This is a genomic window from Pseudarthrobacter sp. C1 (genome assembly GCF_034720455.1).
In the GTDB taxonomy this organism is placed as follows: domain Bacteria; phylum Actinomycetota; class Actinomycetes; order Actinomycetales; family Micrococcaceae; genus Arthrobacter.
Map to the genome: position 1 here is coordinate 231934 of NZ_JAYESK010000005.1, position 23653 is coordinate 255586.

The window sequence follows — 23653 nt, forward strand, 5'->3', positions numbered from 1 at the left end:
TGTCAGTGGCGGACCGAAGGCGGACCGATGGCGCAGGGCCGCGGACGGGATGGCCGGGCAAGGCACCGGCCCGGCAGGCAGGCGTTTACCGGCCGGCCGGTAAACTGGAGGCATCATGACCCCTAACATTCCGGAAAACACCACGGCCGGCGTCCCGGCCGCTGATGCCGCACCCCACATCACGGTGGAAGGCTTTGACAGCCCCGTCCCCGAAATCGTTGAGCTGGCTGCTCCCCGGGAGGGCGTTCCGCTGGTCATCCAGACGCAGTCCGGCCTGGAGCGCTGCGCTGCGGCCATCGCCGCCGGAACCGGACCGGCAGGGGTGGACGCCGAGAGGGCTTCCGGCTTCCGTTACGGGCAGCGCGCTTTCCTGGTCCAGATCCGGCGCGAGGGCGCCGGGACCTGGCTGATCGACCCCGAACCCTTCGAGAACCTGGACATCATCAACGATGCCCTCCGCGGCGTCGAATGGATCCTGCACGCCGCCAGCCAGGACCTGCCCTGCCTCTCAGAGCTGGGCATGTGGCCGGACAAGCTCTTCGACACTGAACTTGCCGCCCGGCTGGCCGGGCTGCCCCGCGTGGGCCTGGCCGCCGTCATCGAACAGCTGCTCGGCTTCGGACTCGCCAAGGAGCACTCGGCAGCGGACTGGTCCACCCGGCCCCTGCCTGAACCCTGGCTGCGGTATGCCGCACTGGACGTCGAAGTCCTCACGGAACTGCGGGAGGAACTCATCGAGCTCCTCCAGGCCGACGGAAAGCTGGAATACGCCGAGCAGGAATTTGCGGCGATCCTGGCCGCCGGATTGCCTCCAGCCCGCGTGGACCCGTGGCGGAAGACCTCCGGCCTGCACCAGATCAGGGACCGCCGGCAGCTGGCAGCGGTACGTGAGCTGTGGCTGGAGCGCGACTCCCTGGCACAGAAACGGGATGTAGCACCGGGACGGCTGATTCCCGACTCCGCCCTGGTGGCGGCGGCCAAAGCCATGCCGACCACCGTGCCGCAGCTGCTGGGCACCAAGGGCTTCCACGGCCGGGCGGCTCAACGTGAAGCGCCCCGCTGGCTGCGCTGCATCGCAGCTGCCCGGGATCTCGAAGAACTCCCGCCGCTGCACCTGCCCACCAACGCGCCGCCTCCGCCCCGTGTCTGGGTGGACCGGGACCCGGAGGCGGCCGCCCGCCTGGCCACCGCCCGGCCGCTGCTGCAGGCGAAGGCAGAGTCGCTGAGCCTCCCGCTGGAGAACCTGCTCACCCCGGATTACCTGCGGCGCGTGGCCTGGCGGCCGCCGGCGGAGATCACCGAAGCAGCAGTCGCCACCGAACTCCGCGCCCTGGGCGCACGTGAGTGGCAGGTGGAACTGTCAACACCTCTCATCGTTGAAGCGTTCCTGCACCCGCAGCCGCTGCCCGCCAAGGAAGCCAAGGAAGCCAAGGCGGACGCCACCGCAGCGGGCAAGTAGGCGCAGCCGTCTGCACCGCCACCGGCTCCCAAACCGATTCCCCAGACGCTCTCTCACTTGATGCGTGAAAACCGCCGACGCTCTCTCACTTTCTTGAAGAGAGTGAGAGAGCGTTGGCCAAAAATGGGCATTAAGTGAGAGGGGGTCCATTCAATCCGGGGACCTTGCGGGCTAAGTTACTCACGAGTAACATCGAACATATTGCCGCCGGGCCATTGCCAGCAAAGGCATGCACCGGCGCCTACGTCTCGATGAGGAGTTATACGTGAGCCACCAGGGAAGCGGCGCATCCATGCGCACTGTCCGGGACGTCGTCTTTGTGGACGGCCTCCGCACACCATTCGGCAGGGCCGGGGACAAGGGCATCTACGCCGGCACCCGGGCTGACGACCTGATAGTTAAGTGCATCCGCGAGCTGCTGCGGCGGAATCCGTCCCTGCCGCCCGCGCGGATCGATGAAGTGGCCATTGCGGCAACCACCCAGACCGGAGACCAGGGCCTCACCCTTGGCCGGACGGCTGCCCTGCTTGCCGGACTGCCCAGGACGGTTCCCGGCTTTGCCGTTGACCGCATGTGCGCCGGAGCCATGACCGCGGTGACCGCCGTGGCCGGAGGGATCAGCTTCGGGGCGTACGACGTTGTGGTGGCCGGGGGCGTGGAACACATGGGCAACCACCCCATGGGCTCAGGCGCCGACCCGAATCCGCGGTTCATGTCAGAGCGGCTGGTGGACCCGGCCGCGCTCAACATGGGGAACACGGCCGAGAACCTGCACGACCGCTTCCCGGCGATCACCAAGGAACGAACAGATGCCTACGCCGTCGCCTCGCAGGCCAAGTTCGAGAATGCCCGCCGCAACGGCCGCATCCAGCCGGACCTGGTTCCCGTTGCGGCCCTGAAGCCCGGCCAGGGCTGGACACTGAACACCGCGGACGAACCGCCGCGGCCAGGCACCTCCCTGGCCGACCTCGCCGGCCTCCGCACCCCGTTCCGGGCCCACGGCCGCGTCACCGCCGGAAACGCCGCAGGCCTGAACGACGGCGCCACCGCAGCAGTCCTGGCGTCCGCCGAGGCTGCCGCCGAGCTGGGACTGGCGGTCAAAATGCGGCTGGTCAGCTACGCGTACGCGGGTGTTGAACCAGAGGTCATGGGCATCGGGCCCGTGCCGGCCACCGAGAAGGCGCTGAAGAATGCGGGGCTCACCATCGCGGACATCGGCCTCTTTGAAATCAACGAAGCTTTTGCCGTGCAGGTGCTCAGCTTCCTGGACCATTTCGGCATTCCCGACGACGACCCCCGGGTCAACCGCTACGGCGGCGCCATCGCCGTGGGCCACCCCCTGGCCTCGTCCGGTGTTCGGCTGATGACCCAGCTCGCCCGGCAGTTCGAGGAGGACCACTCCGTCCGGTACGGCATCACCACCATGTGCGTCGGCCTCGGCATGGGAGCCACCGTGATCTGGGAAAACCCGCATCACCCGGAATACACAGACAACAGCGGAGCCCGGCCCGGGGGCTCCGCCGCCACCGAAACCGCTTCCGAAGGAGCCGCATGAGCGCCGCAGATTTCACCAAGCTTGCAGAAATGTTCCCGAACGAGACCGTCACGCACTCCTACGTCCAGGACATCGAACTGCCCGCTCCGGCGGGCAAGCCCAGCCCCGGCACGTTCGCGCTCATCACCCTGGACAACGGCCTGGACCACGCCAAGCCCACCACGCTGGGACCCAACACCCTGGTGGAGCTCGGCACGGTGCTGGAGGGCCTTCGCGAGCGCGCCGGCCGCGGTGAGATCGTCGGCGTCGGAGTAACGGGCAAGCCCTACTACCTCGTGGCCGGCGCCGACCTTTCCGCCGTCAAGAACCTCGAAGAACGCGAGCACGGGCTGTGGATGGCGCAGCTGGGCCACGACGTTTACGCAACCCTGGCCAACCTTGGAGTCCCCAGCTTCGCCTTCATCAACGGCGCAGCCCTGGGCGGCGGCCTCGAAATCGCGCTGCAGTCCACCTACCGCACCGTGTCCACCGGAGCCGGGGCACTGGCATTGCCGGAAGCCTTCCTCGGACTGGTCCCGGGCTGGGGCGGTGTCTACATCCTGCCCCGCCTCATCGGGCCGGAAAACGCCGTGAAGGTGATGATCGAAAACCCGCTCAGCAACAACCGGACGCTGACCGGCCCCCAGGCATTCAGCCTCGGCATGGCCGACGCCATCTTCGAACCGGCCGATTTCCTGGAGCAGTCCCTGGCCTGGGCGGCGGGAGTCATCTCCGGCGACGTCATCCCGGAACGAGCCAACGCCGTCGACCCTTCCGAACCCGAAACTGCCGCCAGGTGGGCCGGTGCGGTCGCGGCCGGGCGGGCCTTCGTGGAGGCCAAGACCTCCAATGCAGCGCCCGCCCCCGAAAAGGTCCTGGACCTCCTCGAGGCGAACCGCACCATGACCCAGGCCGAATCCGCCGCGCTTGAATGCGAAACGCTGGCCGGACTCATGCAGACCGATGAATTCCGCGCCACCGTCTACGCGTTCCTTGACCTGGTCCAGAAGCGCTCCAAGCGGCCGGCCGGGGCCCCGGACCGCAAGCTGGCCCGCCCGGTCACAAAAGTGGGAGTTGTTGGCGCCGGCCTGATGGCCAGCCAGCTGGCCCTGCTGTTCGCCCGCCAGCTCAAGGTCCCCGTGGTGATGACGGACATCGACCAGGCCAGGGTGGACAAGGGCGTGGGTTATGTCCATGCTGAGGTGGACAAGCTGCTGGGCAAGGCACGCATCAGCCAGGACGCCGCCAACCGGACGAAGGCACTGGTCACGGGCTCGGTGTCCAAGGAGGTTTTCGCGGACGCCGACTTTGTGATCGAAGCGGTCTTCGAAGAACTCAACGTCAAGAAACAGGTCTTCGCGGAACTGGAAGAGATCGTTACCCCGGACTGCATCCTGGCAACCAACACCTCTTCCTTGTCCGTCACGGCCATGGCGGAAGACCTGAAGCACCCGGAGCGCGTGGTGGGCTTCCATTTCTTCAACCCCGTGGCCGTCATGCCGCTGCTGGAAATCGTCCGTGCCCCGCGGACCGACGACGCCGTCCTCGCCACCGCGTTTGAGCTGGCCAAGGGCCTCAAAAAGACTGCCGTGCTGGTCAAGGATGCCGCGGCGTTCGTGGTCAACCGGATCCTGCTGCGGCTGATGGGTGAAGTGACGGCCGCCTTTGACGAAGGCACCCCGGCTGAAGTGGCCGACAACGCCCTGCGGCCCATGGGCCTGCCGATGACGCCCTTCACACTGGGCGCCATGGTGGGGCTTCCCGTGGCCCAGCACGTGCAGGAATCGCTCCACGCCGCCTTCGGCGAACGCTTCACGGTATCCGCCAACCTGCAAAAGCTCATCGACAACGGCGTGAAGGGCCTCTGGGCGGCCGGCCCGGACGGCTCGAAGGAGATCCCGCAGTCCACGCTGGCGCTGATGTCCTTCGGCACCTCCCCTTCCACGGCGGAGCAGGTGCTGCGGCGCACCCAGGACGCCCTCGCGGAGGAAATCGGCCTCATGCTCGCAGAAGGCGTGGTTGCAGGGCCGGAGGACATTGACCTCTGCATGATCCTGGGCGCCGGATGGCCCATGTTCCTCGGCGGCATCACCCCGTACCTTGACCGGGTGGGTGCCTCCGAACGCGTCAACGGCAGGCGCTTCCTGCCGCCGGGAGCGGCGTCCCGCCCGGCCTGATCAGCCGGCCGGATCACCCGGCCAGCAGGCCGCCGTCGAGCTCCACACCGCGGTGTGCCATTGACCGGGCATAGGCGAGGTCATGCGTGACCAGCACGACGGCGGCGCCCTCCCCTGCCGCGGAACGCACCGCAGCGTCCAGCAGGGCCAGGCCGTCGCCGTCGAGCGCCACGGTGGGTTCGTCCAGGGCCAGGACCGCGGGTTTGCGGGCAAGGACCGTGGCCAGGGCAAGGAGGCGCTGGCTGGACGCGGGCAGTTCGGCGGGGTGCTCACCGGCAGCCCCTGCCAGGCCGACGGCGGCCAGCGCCTCGAGGGCCCGGCCGGCCGCCTCACCGGGCCGGAAGAGGCTGTCCAGGCCGAAGCGCACCTCACGGAGTACGGTCCGCTCGAACAGCTGGTCCCGGGGTTGCTGGAACAGCAGGCCCACTGATCGGGCCACCACGCCGGCCGGCGTCCCGGCTATGTCCGAGCCACGGACGAGGACCTGCCCGGAGGCGGGCCGCAGCAGTCCGTTGAGGTGGCGCAGCAGCGTTGATTTCCCTGCACCATTGGGGCCGGTCACTGCCACGATCTCCCCGGGGTTGACCGCCAGGTTGACGTCCCGCAGCACCCGCGGTTGCCTGGCGGGGCCGGGACCGCCTCCCGGCCGCGTGCGGCGAGGGGTCTTCCTCCCGCCATCCGGGTAGTCGAAGGAGACGCCGCGGAGTTCCAGCACCGGGACGGTTGGTGCCGTGCCAGGCGGCACACTGGCTGGCACGGCCGGGCGCGCTGCTCCGCGGGGCCGTGCCGCATCCTTTCCTTCCGGCAGGCTGCCGGGGCGCCGGATGCCCGACGGCAGCAGGCCGGAGCCCGGATGCAGTTCGGCAGGGGTGCCGCTGGCCGTTACCCTGCCGTCCACCACAACATGCCACGTCCCGGCGTCAAGGAGCGGCGTATCGACCACCTGGCTGAGGATCACGACGGCGGTGCCGCGCCTGACGAGGTCCCGCACCAGCTGTGCCAGTCCGGCGGTGCCGGCGCTGTCCAGCGAAGCGAAGGGCTCGTCCATGATCAGCACCCGAGGTTCCGTGACGATGGCGCAGCCAATGGCAAGCCGGCGCAGCTGGCCGCCGGAAAGCCGGGCGGGGTGATGGTCCAGGAGGTCCGTGAGTCCCAGGAGCGCGGCGGTACGTTCCACCGTGGACTTCATGGCGGTGCGCTCCACCGCCCTGTTCTCGAGGCCGAACGCGAGTTCTTCGGCCACCGTGGCCCGCACCGTGGACAGGACGGCGGCTGGATCCTGGGGAACAAACCCGACCTGGCGTCCCCATTCCGCGGGATTGATGCGTGGATCCCCGCCGCCGCCGAACTGCAGGCGGGTACCCGCGAGCTCCAGGAAGCCATGGAGGGTTCCCCCGCTTCCGGGCGGAAGCCAGCCGGCCAGCACCCGGCCCAGGGTGGATTTACCGCTTCCCGACGGTCCAAGCACAGCGGTGAACGTTCCGGGGACGAAGGCGAGCTCCACCCCGTGCAGGACCGGGGCGGCGTCGTCATGGAAAGTGAAGGTCCTGATGCCGGCCGAGAGTATCGGTCCGGCGGTTTCAAGGGCGTTCCGGCCGCCAGCCATGTCCTAGGTCCCCTCCGCGGCAAACCAGAGCCGGGCACCGACAGCCGCAGCGGAGGCCACCAGCAGGACAACCCGGAACACGCGCTGGAGTCGGGAATCCGGTACAACGCGGTAGCTGGTCCGGGGTCCCGGGTTGCTGAAGCCGCGGGACTCCAGCGCCGCTGCACGGGTTCCGGCGTCCTCGACCAGGGACAGGACCAGCGGGACCGCCTGGCGGCGGAAGGCCGCCACGCGGTGCAGGAGTCCGCGCCGGATCACCAGGCCGCGGGATTCCTGGGCCTGCCGGATCCCCTCCGCCCTGGAGGTGATGGCCGGCAGCAGGGTGAGGGTGGACGCCAGCACGAAAGCGAACCGGCCCTGGACGCCGCGTGCGGACAACGCCGCCACCAGGTCCGGAACGCTGACACTGAAGGAGAACACCAGGAGCGCAAGGATTACCGCTCCCAGCTGTGCCGCCCGTTCCACGGCAAAGGAAAGCCCCTCCGCGGTGACGCGGGCCGGCCCCCACTGCACCAGGACGGTCCGGCCCTCGGGAAAGAACAGCCCATGCAGGACCAGCAGGGACAGCCCCAGCGGGAGCAGGACAGCAGCGGCGGCCGGGAGCATCCTGCGCGCCGTACCCGCGCGGGCCGACACGACGGCGGCCGCCGCCACGACGGCGAGGGACAGCGGCAAACTGGCTGCCGCCGTCGTAATGGCCGCCGTACTGCCGGCGGCTGCCAGCGAGGTCAGCGGGTGGAGGCGCATCAGACTGGTCAGGAACCCTGTTCCGGCATCTTCCCGGCCAGCACGCGGTGCCGGCGGATGAACGGGAACTGCAGCCGTGCGCGGCGCGGAAGCGCGTACGCCAGGATGGCCACCACGGTGAACACAATCGCTTTGTCCATGGGGTCGGAGATGAGCGCCTGTTTGGTGATGGCGGCCAGGAGGGTGTCGCCCATGGCGCGGAAGGCACTGACGATGGCACCGGTGGCCACGCCGGACGTGCCGCCAAAGACGAAGGCCGCCACCGGCGCGGACACCACGCCGCCGATGATGCCGGTGACGAACCCTGCCACGGGGGCGAGGTAGAAGCGGCGGAACATTCCATGGCGGGCGGCGAGGCCGGCAAGGCAGCCGATCAGTGCGGCCCCGGCGGCGAACGGCAGCACGGTGGGGTTGAAGAAGGACCAGACAATGCTGCTCAGTGCACCGGTCGCCGCGCCCGCCGCCGGGCCGGCCAGCACCGCGATGAGGACCGTGCCGATGGTGTCAAGGTAGAACGGGACCAGGGTGCTGCCTACGAACTGGCCCAGCACAATGTTCAGCACCAGCGCCACGGGGATCAGCACCACGGTGGAGGCCGGCAGCGTGGGCAGGACGGCGACAATCAGCAGCACGGCGCCGACGAGGAAGCCGGAAAGGGCGATCAGGGCGGACGCGCTGCCTGGTCCCCCGGTGATGTCTGCAGGCTGGTTCAGCACCAGGTAGACGTAGGTGCCGGCGATGGCCAGGGCGCCGAGGATTTCCAGCAGCCGGCGCCTGCGGGCAGCGGCGGGCGCCGGGGACGGCAACGTCAGGGAGTGCGATGACATGGAGGTTCCTTCAGGGTGCGGGGCGCGGGTGGCCCGGAGTTCCCGGGCCGGGCGGAGCGCCGCCTATGTCACCTCGGCAGCAGCCGGCGGCGTGTGGCCGGGCCGGACGCGAACCATTCTACCGCGGCAGTTTTGCGCGGCCCAGCGAGGTTTCGGGGGCGCTCAGCCCAGGCGCCGGGCCATGCTCCCGACGGCGGACACCAGTTCCCGGAAGGCGGCTTCGGGCTGGTTCGCCGTCACCACCCTGGCATTGGGCGGAATGCCCCACAGTCCCCGGAAGTCCGCCACGGTGGTGCCCATCAGGAGCGGAGACCCGGTCTCGACGTCGACGGTGGCGGGCAGTGCCTGGAACTCCAGGGTGCCCGCGGCCACGCCAGCGGCAAAGAAGTCGTGGACATGGGCCAGGTATCCCTGGTCATAGTGGCGGTGGAATTCGAAGTAGAACCGCAGGGCATCGGACAGGTGCCTGATGAGCTTGTTGTCCGAGGTGCTGCGCTGTCCTTCGGGCTGGCCGGGCAGCACCAGCTCGGGAACTGTCGCGCCGGCCGCCTCGGCCAGCTGCTGGACGTGCGCCGGGTGCAGCTCGATCCGCTCAGTGGTGTCCAGCGAGCAGACCACCGGCAGTTTCTCCGGCGGCTGCCCGCGGAAGGCGGCATAGACTTCCTTGGCCGCGTGGGGATCCACGTGCGTGTTCCACTCCGCCGTGGGCGTGGTGTTGCCCTGGTGGTAGAAGCTTCCGCCCATGATCACAACCTTTGCCAGCAGCTCGGGCAGCCTGGGTTCCTGCCGCAGGGCCAGCGCGAAGTTGGTCAGGGGCGCGGTGATCAGGGCCGTGAGCTCCCCCGGCCGGTTGCGTGCGTGGTCAACCCACAGATCGACGGCGTGGCGCGCCGACACAGCGCCGGCCGGTTCCGGCAGGACCGCGTACCCGATGCCCTGCGGGCCGTGCGTTTCCGGGGTGGTCAGCAACGGTATGGCCAGTGGTCCGCGCGCGCCGACCGCCACTTCCACACCGGGGCGTCCGCAGAGTTCCAGCAGTGCCAGGGTGTTGCGGGCCACCTGGTCCGCGTCCACATTTCCGGGGGTGGCCGTGACCGAGACAAACTCGGTGTCCGGGAGGGCGGCAAGGTACGCGAGTGCCAGGGCGTCGTCGATGCCGGTGTCCACATCCAGCAGGAAGGCGGTCATGTCGTTTCCTAGAAGAGCGCCACCTTGGGCGCTGCGGGGAAGATATCGTCCAGCTCGGCAAGGTCCTTGTCAGAAGGAACCCAGTCCGCTGCTTCCGCGTTCTGGCGCACCTGCTCAGGCCGGGTGGCCCCGGCGATGACGCTGGCCACCGAGGGCTGGGCGGCCAGCCAGGAGAACGCAACCTGGACTTCGTTCAGGCCGCGGTCCCCGGCGAAGCGGCTGAACCTGTCCAGCTGGTCCCAGTCGGCGTCGTGGACGAGGTGCGTGCGGGTGTGGCTGAGCCTGGAGCCCTCCGGGGCATGGCCGGGCGAGTACTTGCCGGTCAGCAGGCCGTTGGCGAGGGGGAAGTAGGGCAGGACGCCCAGTCCGAACTCCTCGGCGGCCGGGGTCACCTCGAGTTCGGCCCGGCGGTCCAGGAGGTTGTAGTGGTTCTGGGTGGAGATGAACCGCGCGCCGCCGAGTTCGCGGGCGACGTACTCGGCCTGGGCGATCTGCCAGCCGGCGCGGTTGGAGTGCCCGAGGTAGCGGACCTTGCCGCTGGTGACGAGCGTGTCCAGCGCGGACAGGGTTTCGTCAATGGGGGTCAGCGGATCCGGAGTGTGGAACTGGTAGAGGTCGATCCAGTCGGTGCCCAGCCGCCGCAGCGACGCCTCCACCGCCTGGATGATGTAGCGGCGGGAGCCTCGGGCGCCGAAGTCCGGCCCGCTGGCGCCTTTCATGTCCATGCCGAACTTGGTGGCAAGGACGACGTCGGGGCGCCGGCTGCCGAGGGCCCTGCCCAGCATCGTTTCGCTGAGGCCGGGTTCCCGGCCATAGGTGTCTGCGACGTCGAACAGGGTGATTCCGGCGTCGAGTGCGGCGTGGACGACGGCGTCCGTGGCTTCCTGGGATTCGGTGACGGTGTTGGCGCGGCCAAGGTTGTTGCAGCCCAGGCCCACGGTGGAGACGGTCAGGCCGGATTTGCCGACGCGGCGGTACGCGGTCACGGGATGCTCCTAAAGGCTGAAGCCGGTGGCGGGCTTGGCTGAGTGCTTGAGCTTGAAGTGCTCGGGCTCGTTGTACGGGGCGGCCCCGATGCTCAGCTTGGTGAAGTCCAGGTCCTCGCCGCGGGTGCAGACCTTGATGGCGTTGACGGCCTTGTTCACGTCGGGGCAAAGGCAGAAGATGTTCAGCTTGTAATCCGTGAACCCGGAACGCTCCACGGTTCCCAGTCCACGCCAGGCGAGGTGGCTGATGAGGGCGTCCGTTGCCTTCTCTTCGAGGTAGCGGTCCCGGTCCGTGCCTTCCCTGGTTTTGAGTGCGAACTGGGCTACCACCCAGAACTGCTCCTCGTCGGGGATTTCGGCGTAGCCGTCCTCGGCGCACTGGGCCGCGAAGGCGTCCAGGAGCCCCTCGGCTGCCTCCGCATCGGGTACGTCGGTCTCTTCCGTTTTGCTCTGGTGCCCCACCGCGCCGTAGTTCATGACGAACTGGCTGTAGTCCCCGTCATACCAGGCCTCCCGGAAGTGGAGGGTGCCCTCGTCGTCGCGCTTGTAGACCCTGACAATTCCGCTCATTTTCGTCCCTCTGTGAACCATGCGACGTCAGTGCCGTCGAACGGAGCCTGTTGCGCCTTGACGGCATGGTAAAGCTGGTCTGCGGCATTCTGGATGTCCGCCACCAGCCGGTCCGGGTAATGCATGGAGATACTGTGCTCGGCGAACTCGTCCTGGTCATCGATGAACACGCCGCGGTCTTCGGTGCGGATGACATCCAGGTCCATGTCAATCACATGGAACTCGGTGACGGCGGGCCGGATGACTGTCCACTCGTGGCCCACAGCCAAGTCCACGTACACCCGGACCTGGTTCGGGTGTACGTCATCGTAGAACGTGGCAACCCAGTCGCCGGAGCGCGGAACCAGCAGCACGGCGTCGGATTTGGTGTAGAACGCCGCACCGGGCCTGGAGCAGAACTCATTGGTTCCCTGGAAGATCCACCACCCGTGTTCGTCTTCGCCCAGGTAGCGCCCCGGCACCACCCAGTGCGCCTTGCCGTTCCATTTCCTGTTCCTGGCCACTACCAGCTGGCCAGGCTTCAGCCCGGCGGGAACCCGGGTGGTGGTGGTGTGCATGGGCCGCCCGGACTCCCCCACTGCACCCGGGTACTTCAGTGCGTCTTCTTCCCTCACAGAATCGGAAGGCTGCCGGTGGTGGGGTGCTGCTGGCCGGGCAACGGACGGGCAAACGGGACCTTTGTCCCGAGAACCTGCGCGACGACGTCGTGCGTGATCTGCTGGGCCGTCAGGCCCACGCGTTCGAGGATCTGCCCGCGGGTGCCGTGGTCCAGGAATTCGACCGGCAGGCCCACCTCGTTCAGGGCGGTGTCCACGCCTGATGCGCGCATTTCCTGGCGGATCCGTGAGCCGACGCCGCCGGCACGGACGCCGTCCTCGATGCAGATGACCAGGCGGTGGTGGGACGCCAGTGCAACAATGGAGCGCGGCACGGGCAGGACCCAGCGCGGGTCCACCACCGTGGTGCTGATGCCTTGCGCGCCAAGCCGGTTGGCCACATCCAGCGCGAGTTCGGACATGGCGCCCACACTGATGATCAGGACATCGTTCTCGGTTGAGCCGCTAGGCCTGCGGGCCAGCACGTCCACGCCGTCGCTGAGGCGTTCCAGCGCTTCCACTTCGGCGCCAACGGAGCCTTTGGAGAAGCGGACCACCGTGGGGGCGTCGCTGACCGCCACTGCCTCGCGGAGTTCCTCGCGCAGCCTGGTGGAGTCGCGAGGCGCGGCCAGGTGGAGGCCGGGAACGATCTGGACCATGGCCATGTCCCACATGCCGTGGTGGCTGGCGCCGTCCGGCCCGGTGACCCCGGCGCGGTCCAGGACGATCGTGACGCCTGCCTTGTGAAGGGCAACGTCCATCAGGAGCTGGTCGAAGGCGCGGTTGAGGAAGGTGGCGTAGACGGCGACCACCGGATGCAGGCCGCCGAACGCCATGCCGGCGGCGGAGGTGAGGGCATGCTGTTCGGCGATTCCGACGTCGATCACCCGGTCCGGGTGCCGGGCAGCGAACTTGTGCAGCCCCACGGGGATGAGCATCGCGCCGGTAATGCCCACGACGTCCTTCCGCTCATCCGCGATGGCGGCGATCTCGTCGGCAAATACAGACGTCCAGGACTGTGCCCCGGCAGTTCCGGTGGGCTCGCCGGTTTCGGGGTCGATGATGCCGACGGCGTGGAACTGGTCAGCCTCGTGGGCGCGTGCCGGGGCGTAGCCGTGGCCCTTTTCGGTCATGGCATGGACAATCACCGGGCCGGCGTAGTGCCTGGCCGTGGCGAGGGCGTGCTCCATCGCCTGGAGGTTGTGGCCGTCCACCGGGCCGATGTACTTCATGCCCAGGTCCTCGAACATCCCCTGCGGCGCCCACCAGTCCTTGATGCCCTTCTTCATGGCGTGCAGGCTCTTGTAGGTGAACTGGCCCACGGGTCCACCGCTCTGCAGCTTCTTCTTCCACCAGTCCAGCGCCCGTTCGTAGGCGGGGGTGGCGCGGAAGGAGTCAATGGTGGGGCGCAGCGAGGCCAGGTAGTCCGCGAAGCCGCCCACGGTGGGAGCATAGGACCTGCCGTTGTCATTGACCACAATGACAACGCGGCGCTTCTTGTCCGCGGCGATGTTGTTGATGGCTTCCCAGGCCATGCCGCCGGTCAGGGCACCGTCGCCCACGACGGCGACGACGTGCCGGTCGCCTTCGCCGGTCAGCTGCCGGGCGCGCGAGATGCCGTCGGCCCAGGACAGCGAGGAGGAGGCGTGCGAGCTCTCCACGATGTCATGTGCGGACTCCGCGCGGGACGGGTAGCCGGAGAGGCCGCCCTCCTGGCGCAGGGTGCTGAAGTCCTGGCGCCCCGTTAGGAGCTTGTGGACGTACGACTGGTGGCCGGTGTCAAAAACGATGCTGTCACGCGGCGAATCGAAGATGCGGTGCACGGCCAGCGTCAGTTCCACCACGCCGAGGTTTGGTCCGAGGTGGCCGCCTGTCTGGGAGACGTTCGTGATCAGGAACTCCCTGATCTCCGAAGCCAACTCTTTTAGCTGTTCTTCGGACAACTCGTTCAGGTCCTGCGGATTCCGGATGGTGTCCAAGATTCCCAATGACCCCTCCTTCGGATGGTAGACGTGCCGTTTAACTCTAACGCGTCGGCTCAAATGCAAAGCCGAAGCCCCGGCTGGTCGGTGACCGGCCGGGGCTTCGGGAGGTGGTGCCTGCTGGCGGAACCCGCTAGTTGGCGGAGATCTGGCGCAGCACGTACTGCAGGATGCCGCCGTTGCGGTAGTAGTCCGCTTCACCCGGGGTATCGATGCGCAGGACGGCGTCGAACGACGTCGAGGTGCCGTCCTCGGCAGTTGCGGTGACCTTGAGGGTCTTCGGCGTGGTGCCCTCGTTCAGGGCGGTGACGCCCTCAACCGAGAACGTCTCCGTACCGGAAAGGCCCAGGGTCGCAGCGGACTCGCCGGCCGGGAACTGCAGCGGCAGGACGCCCATGCCGATGAGGTTGGAGCGGTGGATGCGCTCGTAGCTCTCGGCGATGACGGCCTTGACGCCCAGCAGGGCGGTACCCTTTGCAGCCCAGTCGCGGGAGGAACCGGAACCGTATTCCTTGCCGGCCAGGACCACCAGCGGGGTGCCGGCCGCCTGGTAGTTCTGCGCGGCGTCATAGACGTAGGCCTGCGGGCCGCCCTCCTGGGTGAAGTCGCGGGTGAAGCCACCCTCGACGCCGTCCAGGATCTGGTTCTTGATGCGGATGTTTGCGAACGTTCCGCGGATCATCACCTCGTGGTTGCCGCGGCGGGAACCGTAGGAGTTGAAGTCCTTGCGCTCCACGCCGTTGGCCAGCAGGTACTGGCCGGCAGGGGTGTCGGACTTGAACGATCCGGCAGGGGAGATGTGGTCGGTGGTGACCGAATCGCCCAGCTTCAGGAGCACGCGGGCGCCCGTGATGTCCTTGACCGGCTCCGGCTTCGCCTGCATGCCCTCGAAGTACGGGGGCTTCCGGACGTAAGTGGAGCTCGGATCCCAGGCGAAGGTATCGCCGGCGGGAGTGTCGAGCGCCTTCCAGCGGTGGTCGCCTTCGAAGACGCCTTCGTAGCCCCTGGCGAACATGTCCTTGTCGATCGAGGAATCGATGACCTGCTGGACCTCAACCGGGTTGGGCCAGATGTCCCTGAGGAAGACGTCGTTGCCGGCCTGGTCCTTGCCCAGGGCGTCGGTTTCGAAGTCGAAGTCCATGGAACCGGCCAGGGCGTAGGCGATGACCAGCGGCGGGGAGGCCAGGTAGTTCATCTTGACGTCCGGGTTGATGCGGCCTTCGAAGTTGCGGTTGCCCGAGAGGACAGCAGCAACGGCGAGGTCGTTGGCCTGGATGGCTTCCGACACTTCAGCTTCCAGCGGGCCGGAGTTGCCGATGCAGGTGGCACAGCCGTAGCCCACGATGTAGAAGCCGAGCTTCTCCAGGTAGGGCGTCAGGCCGGACTTCTCGTAGTAGTCGGTGACAACCTTCGAGCCGGGGGCGACGGAGGTCTTGACCCACGGCTTGGAGGTCAGGCCCTTGTCCACGGCGTTGCGCGCCAGTACCGCGGCGGCCAGCATGACCGACGGGTTGGACGTGTTGGTGCAGGACGTGATGGAGGCGATGGTGACTGCACCGTGGTCCAGCTCGAACTCGCGGCCGTCAGCCGTCTTGACCGGTACAGGCTGGGAGATGCGGCCCGCTGCCCCGTGGCCTGCCGAGTACTTCGGGGGCTCCCGGTCGGTGTCGGAGATGTGCGTGGCGCCGGCCGTGAAGGAGGGCGAATCGGAGGCCGGGAAGGACTCCTCCAGCGATTCGTCCAGGGTACCGGCGTTGGCATCGTGGGAAACGTAGTTCTTGAGGTCGTGGCGGAACTCGTCCTTGGCCTCGGTCAGTTCGATGCGGTCCTGCGGGCGCTTGGGGCCTGCGATGGACGGAACAACCGTGGACAGGTCCAGTTCCAGGTACTCGGAGAACTTGATGTCGCGGGAAGGATCGTGCCAGAGGCCCTGTTCCTTCGCGTAAGCCTCCACGAGGGCAACGTTCTGCTCCGAGCGGCCGGTAAGGCGCAGGTAGTCCAGGGTGACGTCGTCGATCGGGAACATGGCCGCGGTGGAACCGAACTCGGGGCTCATGTTGCCGATGGTGGCGCGGTTGGCCAGCGGCACAGCGGCCACGCCTTCGCCGTAGAACTCCACGAACTTGCCCACCACGCCGTGCTTGCGGAGCATCTCGGTGATGGTCAGCACCACGTCGGTAGCCGTGGCGCCCGCCGGGATGGATCCGCTCAGCTTGAAGCCCACAACACGCGGGATCAGCATGGAGACGGGCTGGCCCAGCATGGCGGCCTCGGCTTCGATGCCGCCGACGCCCCAGCCGAGCACGCCCAGGCCGTTGACCATGGTGGTGTGCGAGTCGGTGCCCACGCAGGTATCCGGGTACGCACGGAGCGCGCCGTCCACTTCGCGGGTCATGACGGTGCGTGCCAGGTATTCGATGTTGACCTGGTGGACGATGCCGGTTCCCGGGGGAACCACCTTGAAGTCGTCGAATGCGGTCTGGCCCCAGCGCAGGAACTGGTAACGCTCCCCGTTGCGCTGGTATTCGATCTCCATGTTGCGCTCCAGTGCGCCGGAGTTGCCGAAGGCATCGATCTGGACCGAGTGGTCAATGACCATCTCGGCGGGCGCCAGGGGGTTCACCCGCTTGGGGTCGCCGCCCAGTTCCTTGACCGCTTCACGCATTGTCGCCAGGTCCACCACGCAGGGGACGCCGGTGAAGTCCTGCATGATCACGCGTGCAGGCGTGAACTGGATTTCTGTATCGGGCTGGGCGTTGGGATCCCAGCCTGCCAAGGCGCGGACGTGATCGGCAGTGATGTTCGCGCCGTCCTCGGTCCTCAACAGGTTTTCAAGCAATACCTTGAGGCTGAACGGAAGGTTTTCTGCACCTTCAACGGAGTTCAACCGGAAAATTTCGTATTCGGTTCCGGCTACATTAAGTTTGCCTTTTGAACCGAAGCTGTCCACAGTGCTCATCGCAGGACTCCTCTCGCAACAGTTTCATCTTTGTCGCGCGGTTGACCGCCTGCTAGTTAGGAAGCCCTAATTAGTTTCGGGCCCGAAAATTGCACACGGCCGGCCGTGATTACGGAGCGCGACGTGGGACTACTACGGCCATCGTAGTCGAAAACGGCAGTGGCATCACGGAAGGGGCGCCAGCAGCGCCACAGTCTCCAGGTGGTGGGTATGGGGGTAGAGATCGAAGGCCCGGAGGCCTGACAGCCCCCATCCCGCCTGGCGGAAGTACCCCACGTCCCGGGCGAACGACGCCGGATCACAGGACACGTAGGCAATGGCGCGGGGGCTGGCCTCAACAAGCTGGCTCACCACTGCCTTCCCTGCCCCCGCCCGTGGCGGGTCCAGGACCAGGGCGTCAAAACTCCGCGGTTTTTGGCGGAGCACGCGCTCCACCCTGCCCTGGACGATCTCCACCTGGGGCGCCCCGTGCAGGCTCTTCCGTGCATCCCGGCTGGTTCCGGCGGCACCTTCCACGGACAGGACGGACCCTGTCTCCCCCACTGCGTCAGCCAGGACTGCGGTGAAGAGCCCGGCCCCCGCGTAGAGGTCGGCAACAACGGCCCCGGGGTGGAGGAAGCCCCCGCCGCGGAGGAATTCTGTGACAGCCCCCACAAGGGTCCCGGGCGCGTCGCGGTGGATCTGCCAGAACCCTGCGCCGGTGACCCGGTAGTCGTGCCCGGCCGCTGATTCCTGCACCCACGTGCGGCCGCGAAGCTGCTGCACGGCCTCGGTAGCGGGGTCGAAAGTGGCTACGGACACCTCGCCGGGCAACTGGGCTGCGATGGCGCTAAGCCGCTTGGGCTTGGTTCCCGGACCTGGCGCCAGCAGCACCAGCGGACGGGAACCGTTGGCCGGGGCTGCCACTTCCACGCGCTCGATGCCCTGCAAATCGATGTCCCAGAGGCGCAGGTTGTTGATTGCCTCCGAAGCGAGCGGCATCTCCCGGACCGGAACGATGTGCGTGGAACGGTGTGCGTGCATGCCCAGCTTGCCGCCGGGGGTGACCGAAAAGCCCGCGCGCGTGCGCCACCCAAGGCCGTCCCCGCCGTCGGCCGTTCCGCCCACGGCTTCCACGCTCCCGGCGCCCGCGGGCAGCTGGTCGACGCCGGCGAGCCGCCTGAGCTGTTCGGCAAGCACTTCCGCTTTGAGGCTGCGCTGGCGGGCAAGGGTGATGTGGCCGAACTCGGCTCCGCCCACCGGGGGGTGTCCGTGGCTCCAGGCCCGCGCTGAGTCGGCCAGGTGCCAGAAGTGGTCCGCGCGGTCCGGAGAGGCTTCAAGGACCTCGACGACGTCCGCCCGCCAGAATTTGGCCTTTTCCTCCGCATCCGTCAGCCGCACCCGCACCTTTTCCCCCGGAATGCCGTGCCTGACGAAAATCACCCGGCCCTCGTGCCTGGCAACGCAGTGGCCGCCGTGGGCCACCGGGCCGACGTCGAGCACTACTTCCCTGCCTGCTTCTCCGGTCAGGGGCGGCTGTGTTTCGGTGTTTGCCATTATTGGACGTCCTGCAGGTTTTTCGCTTCTTCGGATGATTTCAACTGCCAGGGGACGCTCGCCACCATGACGCCGGGTTCAAAGTGCAGCCGGGTCTTGATGCGCAGGGCCGTCTGGTTGTGGACCAATTGCTCCCACCACTTGCCCACAACGTATTCGGGGATGTAGACCACGATCAGGTCGCGGGGGGAATCCTTCCGCATGTGTTTGACGTACTCCATGATGGGCGTGACCGTCTCCCGGTACGGACTGGCCAGCACGGTCAGCGGCACCGGAATCTCGAGCTTTTCCCAGTCAGCCACGGTCTGCGCGGTTTCTTCGGCATCGATGTCCACTGTCACCGCATCAAGCCGGGACGGCCGGGAGGCCCTGGCGTACGCCAGCGCCCGCAGCACGGGCTTGCGCACATGGGACACCAGCAGGACGGCGTGCACCCTGGTGGGAAGGGCGCGCGGCGAAGAGTCCTCGTCCACGGCCAGTTCCCTGGCCACGTTGTCGTAGTGCGCCCTGATGCTCCACATGATGAGGAACAGGATGACCATGGCGAGCAGGGCAATCCAGGCGCCCTGCTCGAATTTGGTGACCAGCACGATGACCAGGACCGTGGCCGTCATGCCGAAGCCGATGCTGTTGATGACGCGGGACTTGGCCATCCGGCGCCGGACTGCCTTGTCCTTGGCCAGCTTGAGCTGCCGCCCCCAGTGCCGGATCATCCCCAGCTGGCTGGCGGTGAATGAGATGAAGACACCCACGATGTAGAGCTGTATGAGCTTGGTGACGTCCGCGTTGAAGGCGATGATCAGTACCAGCGCGCCTGCGGCGAGGGCCAGAACGCCATTGCTGAAGGCCAGCCTGTCACCCCTGGTGCGCAGCTGCCGCGGCAGGTAGCCGTCCTGGGCGAGGATGGAGCCCAGCACCGGAAAGCCGTTGAAGGCGGTGTTGGCGGCAAACACCAGGATCACGCCGGTGGCCGCCACCACGATGTAGAACGGTATGGATCCCGGGCCGAAGATGGTCTGGGCGATCTGGCTGATGGCAGGGTTCTGGATGTACCCCTCCGGCAGGGGGTTGCCGTTTAGCAGGAACTCGGTGGCCGGGTCCAGGACGATGTGCACCTTGGTGGCGTTGGCCAGGTAGATGATGCCCGCCAGCATGGTGGCGCCGATGACGCCCAGCAGCAGCAGGGTGGTGGCGGCGTTCTTGCTCTTCGGCGGGCGGAAGTTGGGCACTCCGTTGCTGATGGCTTCGACGCCGGTGAGCGCCGCGGCGCCCGAGGAAAAGGCCCGCAGCAGCAGGAAGGCGCCGGCGAGGCCCACAAGGCCCTCGTCGAAACCGGGGGCCGGGACGATCGTGAAGGCAGCGGAGGGCGCCTGGCCCAGCTGCCCGGTTGCCGCCTGGAACAGTCCCACCGCCGTCATGCCCAGGATGGATGCCATAAAAATGTAGGTGGGGATGGCGAAGAGGGTGCCGGCCTCTTTGATTCCGCGCAGGTTCACCAGGGCAAGGATGACGACGCCGACAGTGGCTATGGCGGCCTGATTGCCGTGCAGCGACGGGACGGCGGTGGTGAGGTACGTGGCGGCGGAGGAGATGGACACCGCCACGGTCAGGACGTAGTCAACCAGCAGCGCAGAGGCCACGGTGAGGCCTGCGTACCTGCCCAGGTTCTCACCGGCGATCTCGTAGTCGCCGCCGCCGGAAGGATAGGCGTGCACGTTCTGCCGGTAGGAGGCCACCACCGTCAGCAGGACCACCATCACCGCCACGCCCACCCACGGCGAGAACGCCACCGCACTGACGCCCGCCAGCGCCAGCGTCAGCAGGATCTCGTCCGGGGCATAGGCTACGGAGGAAAGTGCGTCGGAGGCGAAGACCGGAAGTGCGATCCGCTTGGGAAGCAGCGTATGGGCCAGCCGGTCATTTCGAAATGGCCGGCCCACCAGCACACGCTTGACGGCGTTCAATATTGTCAACACCCCACAAAGCTAGTCTGATTCCCGGACGATGTCATGACGGACCGGGGACAACGGGAGCCGGCACGCTGGCGGTAGAGTTCTAGCAGCAGGACCTTGACAGGAATACAGAGGAGAGACCGTGGCGCATTTCGTGATCATGGGATGTGGCCGGGTAGGGGCAACGCTGGCGCACACGCTGGAGGACGCCGGGCATTCCGTGGCCATCATCGACCAGGACGACCGCGCCTTCCGCAGGCTCCGGCAAGGATTCACCGGACGCAAAGTCACGGGCGTCGGCTTCGACCGGGACACCCTGAAACAGGCCGGCGTGGCTGAAGCGTACGCGTTCGCCGCCGTTTCCAGCGGCGACAACTCCAACATCCTGGCCACCCGGGTGGCCAGGGAAACGTTCCACGTCCCCCACGTTGTGGCCCGCATCTATGATCCCGGCCGTGCCGAGATTTACCAGCGCCTTGGGATTCCCACAGTTGCGGCCGTGCGCTGGAGCGCGGACCAGGTACTGCGGCGTATCCTGCCCGAACAGCACCTCGCAGGCGATTTCCGGGAGCCGTCCGGACGGTTGGTGCTCGCCGAACTCGATCTCGACGCCAGCTGGATCGGACAACGGGTGAGCACCATTGAGAAAGCCGCCGCTATCCGGGTGGCCTACCTGACCCGTTTTGGTGAGGGACTCCTGCCGGACGCTGCCACCGCCTACCAGGACGGCGATACCGTGCACGCGATGCTGCAGGTTGACCGCAGCGCCCAGGTAGCCCATATCCTCGCCAAAGCACCCGCCAAGGAGTACCAGTGAAAGTCGTGATTGTGGGTGCCGGCAGCGTCGGCTCGTCCATCGCCAGGGAACTGCTGGCGCACAAGCATGAGATCCTCCTGATCGACCTCAAGCCGGAGGTCATTGGACGCAGCGGCCTCCGCGGCGCACACTGGCTGGTGGGCGACGCCTGTGAGCTGAGCACGCTGCAGGGAGCCAAAGTGGAAGACGCAGACGTGGTGGTGTCAGCCACCGGCGATGACAAGGTCAACCTGGTGGTTTCCCTGCTTGCCAAGACCGAATTCGGGGTGGGCCGCACCGTGGGGCGGGTGAACAACCCCAAGAACGACTGGATGTTCAACGATTCCTGGGGCGTTGACGTCGCCGTCAACACTCCGCAGCTCATGACCGCCCTCGTCGAGGAAGCCGTGGAGATCGGCGACCTGGTCCGGCTGCTCACCCTTCAGACCGGCGTTTCTTCCCTCGTGGAGTTCACCGTGCCGCACGACTCGCACGTGATCGGCCAAACGGTCGGCGACATCCGGTGGCCGGAGGATTCAACCCTCGTGGCCATCCTGCGTGATCATGCACCCATCACGCCGAGCCGGGACGACGTGATCGACGGCGGAGACGAGTTGTTCTTCGTCACCACCATTGCAGCTGAGGACCACCTGCGCGCCCTGTTGGCGCCTGACGCCCTTGATACGGCCGGCGAGGCGGACGCTCCGCTGCCGGCCGGCGCCAGGACCGCCCAGCAGGCGCCCGAGGACGACGGCTTCGACGGCTAGGACGATCCGGCCGTCGATGCGTCAGGCTTTCAGGCCCGCGTCCTCCCCGTTGGAGTCCGTGCCGGCGTCGACGGCGGCCGGCCGGGTCACCAGCCAGGCAATCCAGACACCCAGGATGTACAGGGGCGCGCCCATGATCAGCCGGGTGGTGGCCAGCGCCGCAAGCCCGTCCGGACCCATGAGGTAGAGCGGAACCTGCACCACGAGCCGAAGCGCCAGGACCGCAACGATGATCCAGGTGCCAAGCTGGTAGGCCCTGACCCGGACCGCGTCCTTGCGCCAGTCAAGGCCCTCGTTCCGGATGAATCCGAAGAGCAGGCCGGCCACCGGCCATTTGAGGAAGATGGACAGCACCATCGCCAGGATGTAGCCGGCGTTGGTGAAGAAACCGGGGAGGTAGAAGTCCTCCGCCTTGCCGGTGCTGTTTGCGAGCCAGGCCGAGATGCCTACGCCCACCACACCGGCCAGCGCCTGGGTGAGCGGGCGCCGCTGGACCAGCCGGACCACGGTGAACACCGCGGCGGAAGCCAGTGCCGCCACCAGGGACAGCGTCAGCTCCCTGGTGGCGGTGAAGGCCACCAGGAACATAAGCCCGGGCACGATGCTTTCGGCAATGCCCTGGACACCGCCGGCGCTGCGCAGGACGTCCACCCGGCCGTCGTGTGTCCGGTGCAGCCCGGCCTTGGCCGCGTACTCCGCCGCAAGGCCGGCCACCGGTGACGGCTCCCGGGCCGGTCCCTGCCTTCCATCACGCTCAGGGGTGCCGTGGTTTGGGGGCCCGGAGGACGGGTCGGGCTGGGGCTCGGTCATTCGTTCTCCTGGCGGGACAGTATTTCGTAGCGTGGGTTGAACATGGTGGGCAGGCCTTGGCTGCGGGAAAGCATTCCTTCAAGCCGGAGCCGGGCGCCGGCTTCGATGCCCGGCACGCGGCGGCGCCCCAGCCATACAACCCGGAGCCTGCCATGTGCCTTGGACTGGCCGGCCTGGCCGGAGACTCTCCTGCCTGGTTCGGCCCGGCCCGGCTCGGCGTCGGAAACAATGGCGGTGAACGCAGGTGCCTGGTCCGCCGGGAGGTACGTCACCGATTCAATGCGTCCCTGGCAGACGACGCGGCCCTTGTCCGGAAGCTCGTCCAGGGAGAGAACGTCAGGGCGGGGCTGGAGCCCGTCCCCGGGGGCCGCGTCAGCCAATCTGTGTGGTTTCCGGACCACGTTCCGGTTCCCCAAGAGCGGGGGCAGGCGGAGGAGGCGTTGTGGCCGTGTCCTTGGGCAGGCGCAGCTGCAGCAGGTCACGGGGCGGCATGGGGCTGCCCCCGCGGATCACCACAACCTGCCGGAACAGCGCCTCCAGCGGCTCGGCCGCTTCACGTTCAAGGGCCGCCGGTCCGCCCAGGACTCCGCGAAGGAACCAGCGCGGACCATCAACGCCCACAAAGCGGGCCACGCGGTAACCCTGGCTGCCGTCAGGCAGCCCCGCAGGCAACTTGGCCACGAGTTCGGTTCCAAAGCTGCCGTCGATCTCTTCCACCTGGCCACCCTGCGCACCCACGGACTGGCCGATCTGCTCGCGGATCTCGTCCCACAGGCCCTCGGTCTTGGGAGCGGCGAAAGCCTGCAGCTGCAGGCTGGAGCCGTTGAGGTCCAGCGTGACCGCCACGACGCGCTGGGTGGCTTCCTCGACCTCGAGGCGCAGCTGGAGACCCTCGCTGGGCGTGATCAGCAGCGCGCCCAGATCCACGTAGCCGTCGCGGCTGGTGATTTCGGATTCATCAAGCGGGCCGTTTGCCCGGATGCCCGTGGCGGTCGCCGCGTCGGCCGAAGCCTCCGCGGCGGTCAGGGAGTCGTCCGGTTCGGCTGTCTGTTCCTTCTTGGCTTTCCTGCCGAGCCCAAAGACCATGGGGGTGTCTCCTTAGTTGTGAAATGTGCCGGTCCGGCCCGTTGGGGTCCCGCCGTCCTGCTGTACGCGCCCGGC

Annotated in this window: 19 protein-coding genes; 5 read left to right on the top strand and 14 right to left on the bottom strand. The window is 67.6% G+C overall.

Annotated elements, in window-relative coordinates:
* Positions 1-115 precede the first annotated feature (115 nt).
* The 3 genes from U7114_RS10850 (at position 116) to U7114_RS10860 (ending at position 5170) form a co-directional block, all read left to right on the top strand.
* The gene (locus tag U7114_RS10850; RefSeq protein WP_323057354.1) at positions 116-1459 is read left to right on the top strand and encodes an HRDC domain-containing protein; all 1344 of its coding nucleotides are present in this window, start codon (positions 116-118) and stop codon (positions 1457-1459) included.
* Between the two features lie 265 nt (positions 1460-1724).
* Positions 1725-3014, top strand: a complete 1290-nt coding sequence (locus U7114_RS10855) for an acetyl-CoA C-acyltransferase (protein WP_323057356.1) — start codon at positions 1725-1727, stop codon at positions 3012-3014.
* The gene (locus U7114_RS10860; protein WP_323057358.1) at positions 3011-5170 is read left to right on the top strand and encodes a 3-hydroxyacyl-CoA dehydrogenase NAD-binding domain-containing protein; all 2160 of its coding nucleotides are present in this window, start codon (positions 3011-3013) and stop codon (positions 5168-5170) included. The genes U7114_RS10855 and U7114_RS10860 overlap by 4 nt, the downstream gene beginning before the upstream one ends.
* 13 nt (positions 5171-5183) lie before the next feature.
* Here U7114_RS10860 and U7114_RS10865 read toward each other — a convergent pair whose 3' ends face one another.
* The 11 genes from U7114_RS10865 to U7114_RS10915 form a co-directional block, all read right to left on the bottom strand.
* Positions 5184-6776, bottom strand: a complete 1593-nt coding sequence (locus tag U7114_RS10865) for an ABC transporter ATP-binding protein (RefSeq protein ID WP_323057359.1) — start codon at positions 6774-6776, stop codon at positions 5184-5186.
* A 3-nt stretch (positions 6777-6779) separates the two neighbouring features.
* Entirely contained in the window at positions 6780-7523 is a 744-nt protein-coding gene (locus U7114_RS10870) for an energy-coupling factor transporter transmembrane component T (RefSeq protein ID WP_323057360.1), read from the bottom strand.
* A gap of 8 nt (positions 7524-7531) precedes the next feature.
* The gene (locus U7114_RS10875) at positions 7532-8350 is read right to left on the bottom strand and encodes an ECF transporter S component (protein WP_157238465.1); all 819 of its coding nucleotides are present in this window, start codon (positions 8348-8350) and stop codon (positions 7532-7534) included.
* Positions 8351-8512: 162 nt separating this feature from the next.
* Positions 8513-9538 (bottom strand): nucleoside hydrolase, encoded by a 1026-nt coding sequence (locus U7114_RS10880; protein ID WP_157238466.1) that lies wholly within the window; start codon positions 9536-9538, stop codon positions 8513-8515.
* An 8-nt stretch (positions 9539-9546) separates the two neighbouring features.
* On the bottom strand, positions 9547-10524 hold the full coding sequence (locus tag U7114_RS10885; protein ID WP_321215966.1) for an aldo/keto reductase: 978 nt from the start codon (positions 10522-10524) through the stop codon (positions 9547-9549).
* A gap of 9 nt (positions 10525-10533) precedes the next feature.
* Positions 10534-11094: a hypothetical protein gene (locus tag U7114_RS10890; RefSeq protein WP_157238467.1), complete on the bottom strand. Its 561-nt coding sequence runs from the start codon at positions 11092-11094 to the stop codon at positions 10534-10536.
* Entirely contained in the window at positions 11091-11708 is a 618-nt protein-coding gene (locus tag U7114_RS10895; protein WP_321215965.1) for a DUF402 domain-containing protein, read from the bottom strand. The genes U7114_RS10890 and U7114_RS10895 overlap by 4 nt, the downstream gene beginning before the upstream one ends.
* Positions 11705-13678 carry a 1-deoxy-D-xylulose-5-phosphate synthase gene (gene dxs / locus U7114_RS10900; RefSeq protein ID WP_321215964.1) on the bottom strand — a complete coding sequence of 658 codons (1974 nt, stop codon included), beginning with the start codon at positions 13676-13678 and terminating at the stop codon, positions 11705-11707. Before dxs ends, U7114_RS10895 begins: the two co-directional genes overlap by 4 nt.
* Positions 13679-13805: 127 nt before the next feature.
* Positions 13806-16631 carry an aconitate hydratase gene (locus U7114_RS10905; RefSeq protein ID WP_323057362.1) on the bottom strand — a complete coding sequence of 942 codons (2826 nt, stop codon included), beginning with the start codon at positions 16629-16631 and terminating at the stop codon, positions 13806-13808.
* A gap of 165 nt (positions 16632-16796) precedes the next feature.
* Positions 16797-18167, bottom strand: a complete 1371-nt coding sequence (locus tag U7114_RS10910; protein WP_323057363.1) for a class I SAM-dependent RNA methyltransferase — start codon at positions 18165-18167, stop codon at positions 16797-16799.
* Positions 18167-20143 (bottom strand): APC family permease, encoded by a 1977-nt coding sequence (locus U7114_RS10915; RefSeq protein WP_321215962.1) that lies wholly within the window; start codon positions 20141-20143, stop codon positions 18167-18169. Before U7114_RS10915 ends, U7114_RS10910 begins: the two co-directional genes overlap by 1 nt.
* 118 nt (positions 20144-20261) lie before the next feature.
* Here U7114_RS10915 and U7114_RS10920 point away from each other — a divergent pair, with 118 nt between their 5' ends.
* Positions 20262-20936: a potassium channel family protein gene (locus U7114_RS10920; protein ID WP_104997563.1), complete on the top strand. Its 675-nt coding sequence runs from the start codon at positions 20262-20264 to the stop codon at positions 20934-20936.
* A complete protein-coding gene (locus U7114_RS10925; protein ID WP_321215960.1) occupies positions 20933-21682 on the top strand; it encodes a potassium channel family protein in 750 nt (249 codons plus the stop codon). Before U7114_RS10920 ends, U7114_RS10925 begins: the two co-directional genes overlap by 4 nt.
* 21 nt (positions 21683-21703) lie before the next feature.
* Here U7114_RS10925 and U7114_RS10930 read toward each other — a convergent pair whose 3' ends face one another.
* Genes U7114_RS10930 through U7114_RS10940 form a run of 3 tightly spaced genes read right to left on the bottom strand, consistent with a single transcriptional unit; the run spans position 21704 to position 23578 of the window.
* On the bottom strand, positions 21704-22492 hold the full coding sequence (locus tag U7114_RS10930) for a DUF3159 domain-containing protein (RefSeq protein WP_323057364.1): 789 nt from the start codon (positions 22490-22492) through the stop codon (positions 21704-21706).
* Complete coding sequence (locus tag U7114_RS10935; RefSeq protein WP_231754784.1) at positions 22489-22872, bottom strand: hypothetical protein; 384 nt, start codon at positions 22870-22872, stop codon at positions 22489-22491. The genes U7114_RS10930 and U7114_RS10935 overlap by 4 nt, the downstream gene beginning before the upstream one ends.
* Entirely contained in the window at positions 22865-23578 is a 714-nt protein-coding gene (locus tag U7114_RS10940; protein WP_157238472.1) for a DUF3710 domain-containing protein, read from the bottom strand. The genes U7114_RS10935 and U7114_RS10940 overlap by 8 nt, the downstream gene beginning before the upstream one ends.
* Between the last annotated feature and the right edge of the window lie 75 nt (positions 23579-23653).

What these genes read in the sequence shown, in the direction of transcription:
- U7114_RS10940 (WP_157238472.1), bottom strand. Translation starts at nt 23,578, where the DNA reads ATGGTCTTTGGGCTCGGCAGGAAAGCCAAGAAGGAACAGACAGCCGAA.
- U7114_RS10870 (WP_323057360.1), bottom strand. Translation starts at nt 7,523, where the DNA reads ATGCGCCTCCACCCGCTGACCTCGCTGGCAGCCGCCGGCAGTACGGCG.
- U7114_RS10910 (WP_323057363.1), bottom strand. Translation starts at nt 18,167, where the DNA reads ATGGCAAACACCGAAACACAGCCGCCCCTGACCGGAGAAGCAGGCAGG.
- U7114_RS10850 (WP_323057354.1), top strand. Translation starts at nt 116, where the DNA reads ATGACCCCTAACATTCCGGAAAACACCACGGCCGGCGTCCCGGCCGCT.
- U7114_RS10890 (WP_157238467.1), bottom strand. Translation starts at nt 11,094, where the DNA reads ATGAGCGGAATTGTCAGGGTCTACAAGCGCGACGACGAGGGCACCCTC.
- U7114_RS10865 (WP_323057359.1), bottom strand. Translation starts at nt 6,776, where the DNA reads ATGGCTGGCGGCCGGAACGCCCTTGAAACCGCCGGACCGATACTCTCG.
- U7114_RS10860 (WP_323057358.1), top strand. Translation starts at nt 3,011, where the DNA reads ATGAGCGCCGCAGATTTCACCAAGCTTGCAGAAATGTTCCCGAACGAG.
- U7114_RS10880 (WP_157238466.1), bottom strand. Translation starts at nt 9,538, where the DNA reads ATGACCGCCTTCCTGCTGGATGTGGACACCGGCATCGACGACGCCCTG.
- U7114_RS10905 (WP_323057362.1), bottom strand. Translation starts at nt 16,631, where the DNA reads ATGAGCACTGTGGACAGCTTCGGTTCAAAAGGCAAACTTAATGTAGCC.
- U7114_RS10930 (WP_323057364.1), bottom strand. Translation starts at nt 22,492, where the DNA reads ATGACCGAGCCCCAGCCCGACCCGTCCTCCGGGCCCCCAAACCACGGC.
- U7114_RS10875 (WP_157238465.1), bottom strand. Translation starts at nt 8,350, where the DNA reads ATGTCATCGCACTCCCTGACGTTGCCGTCCCCGGCGCCCGCCGCTGCC.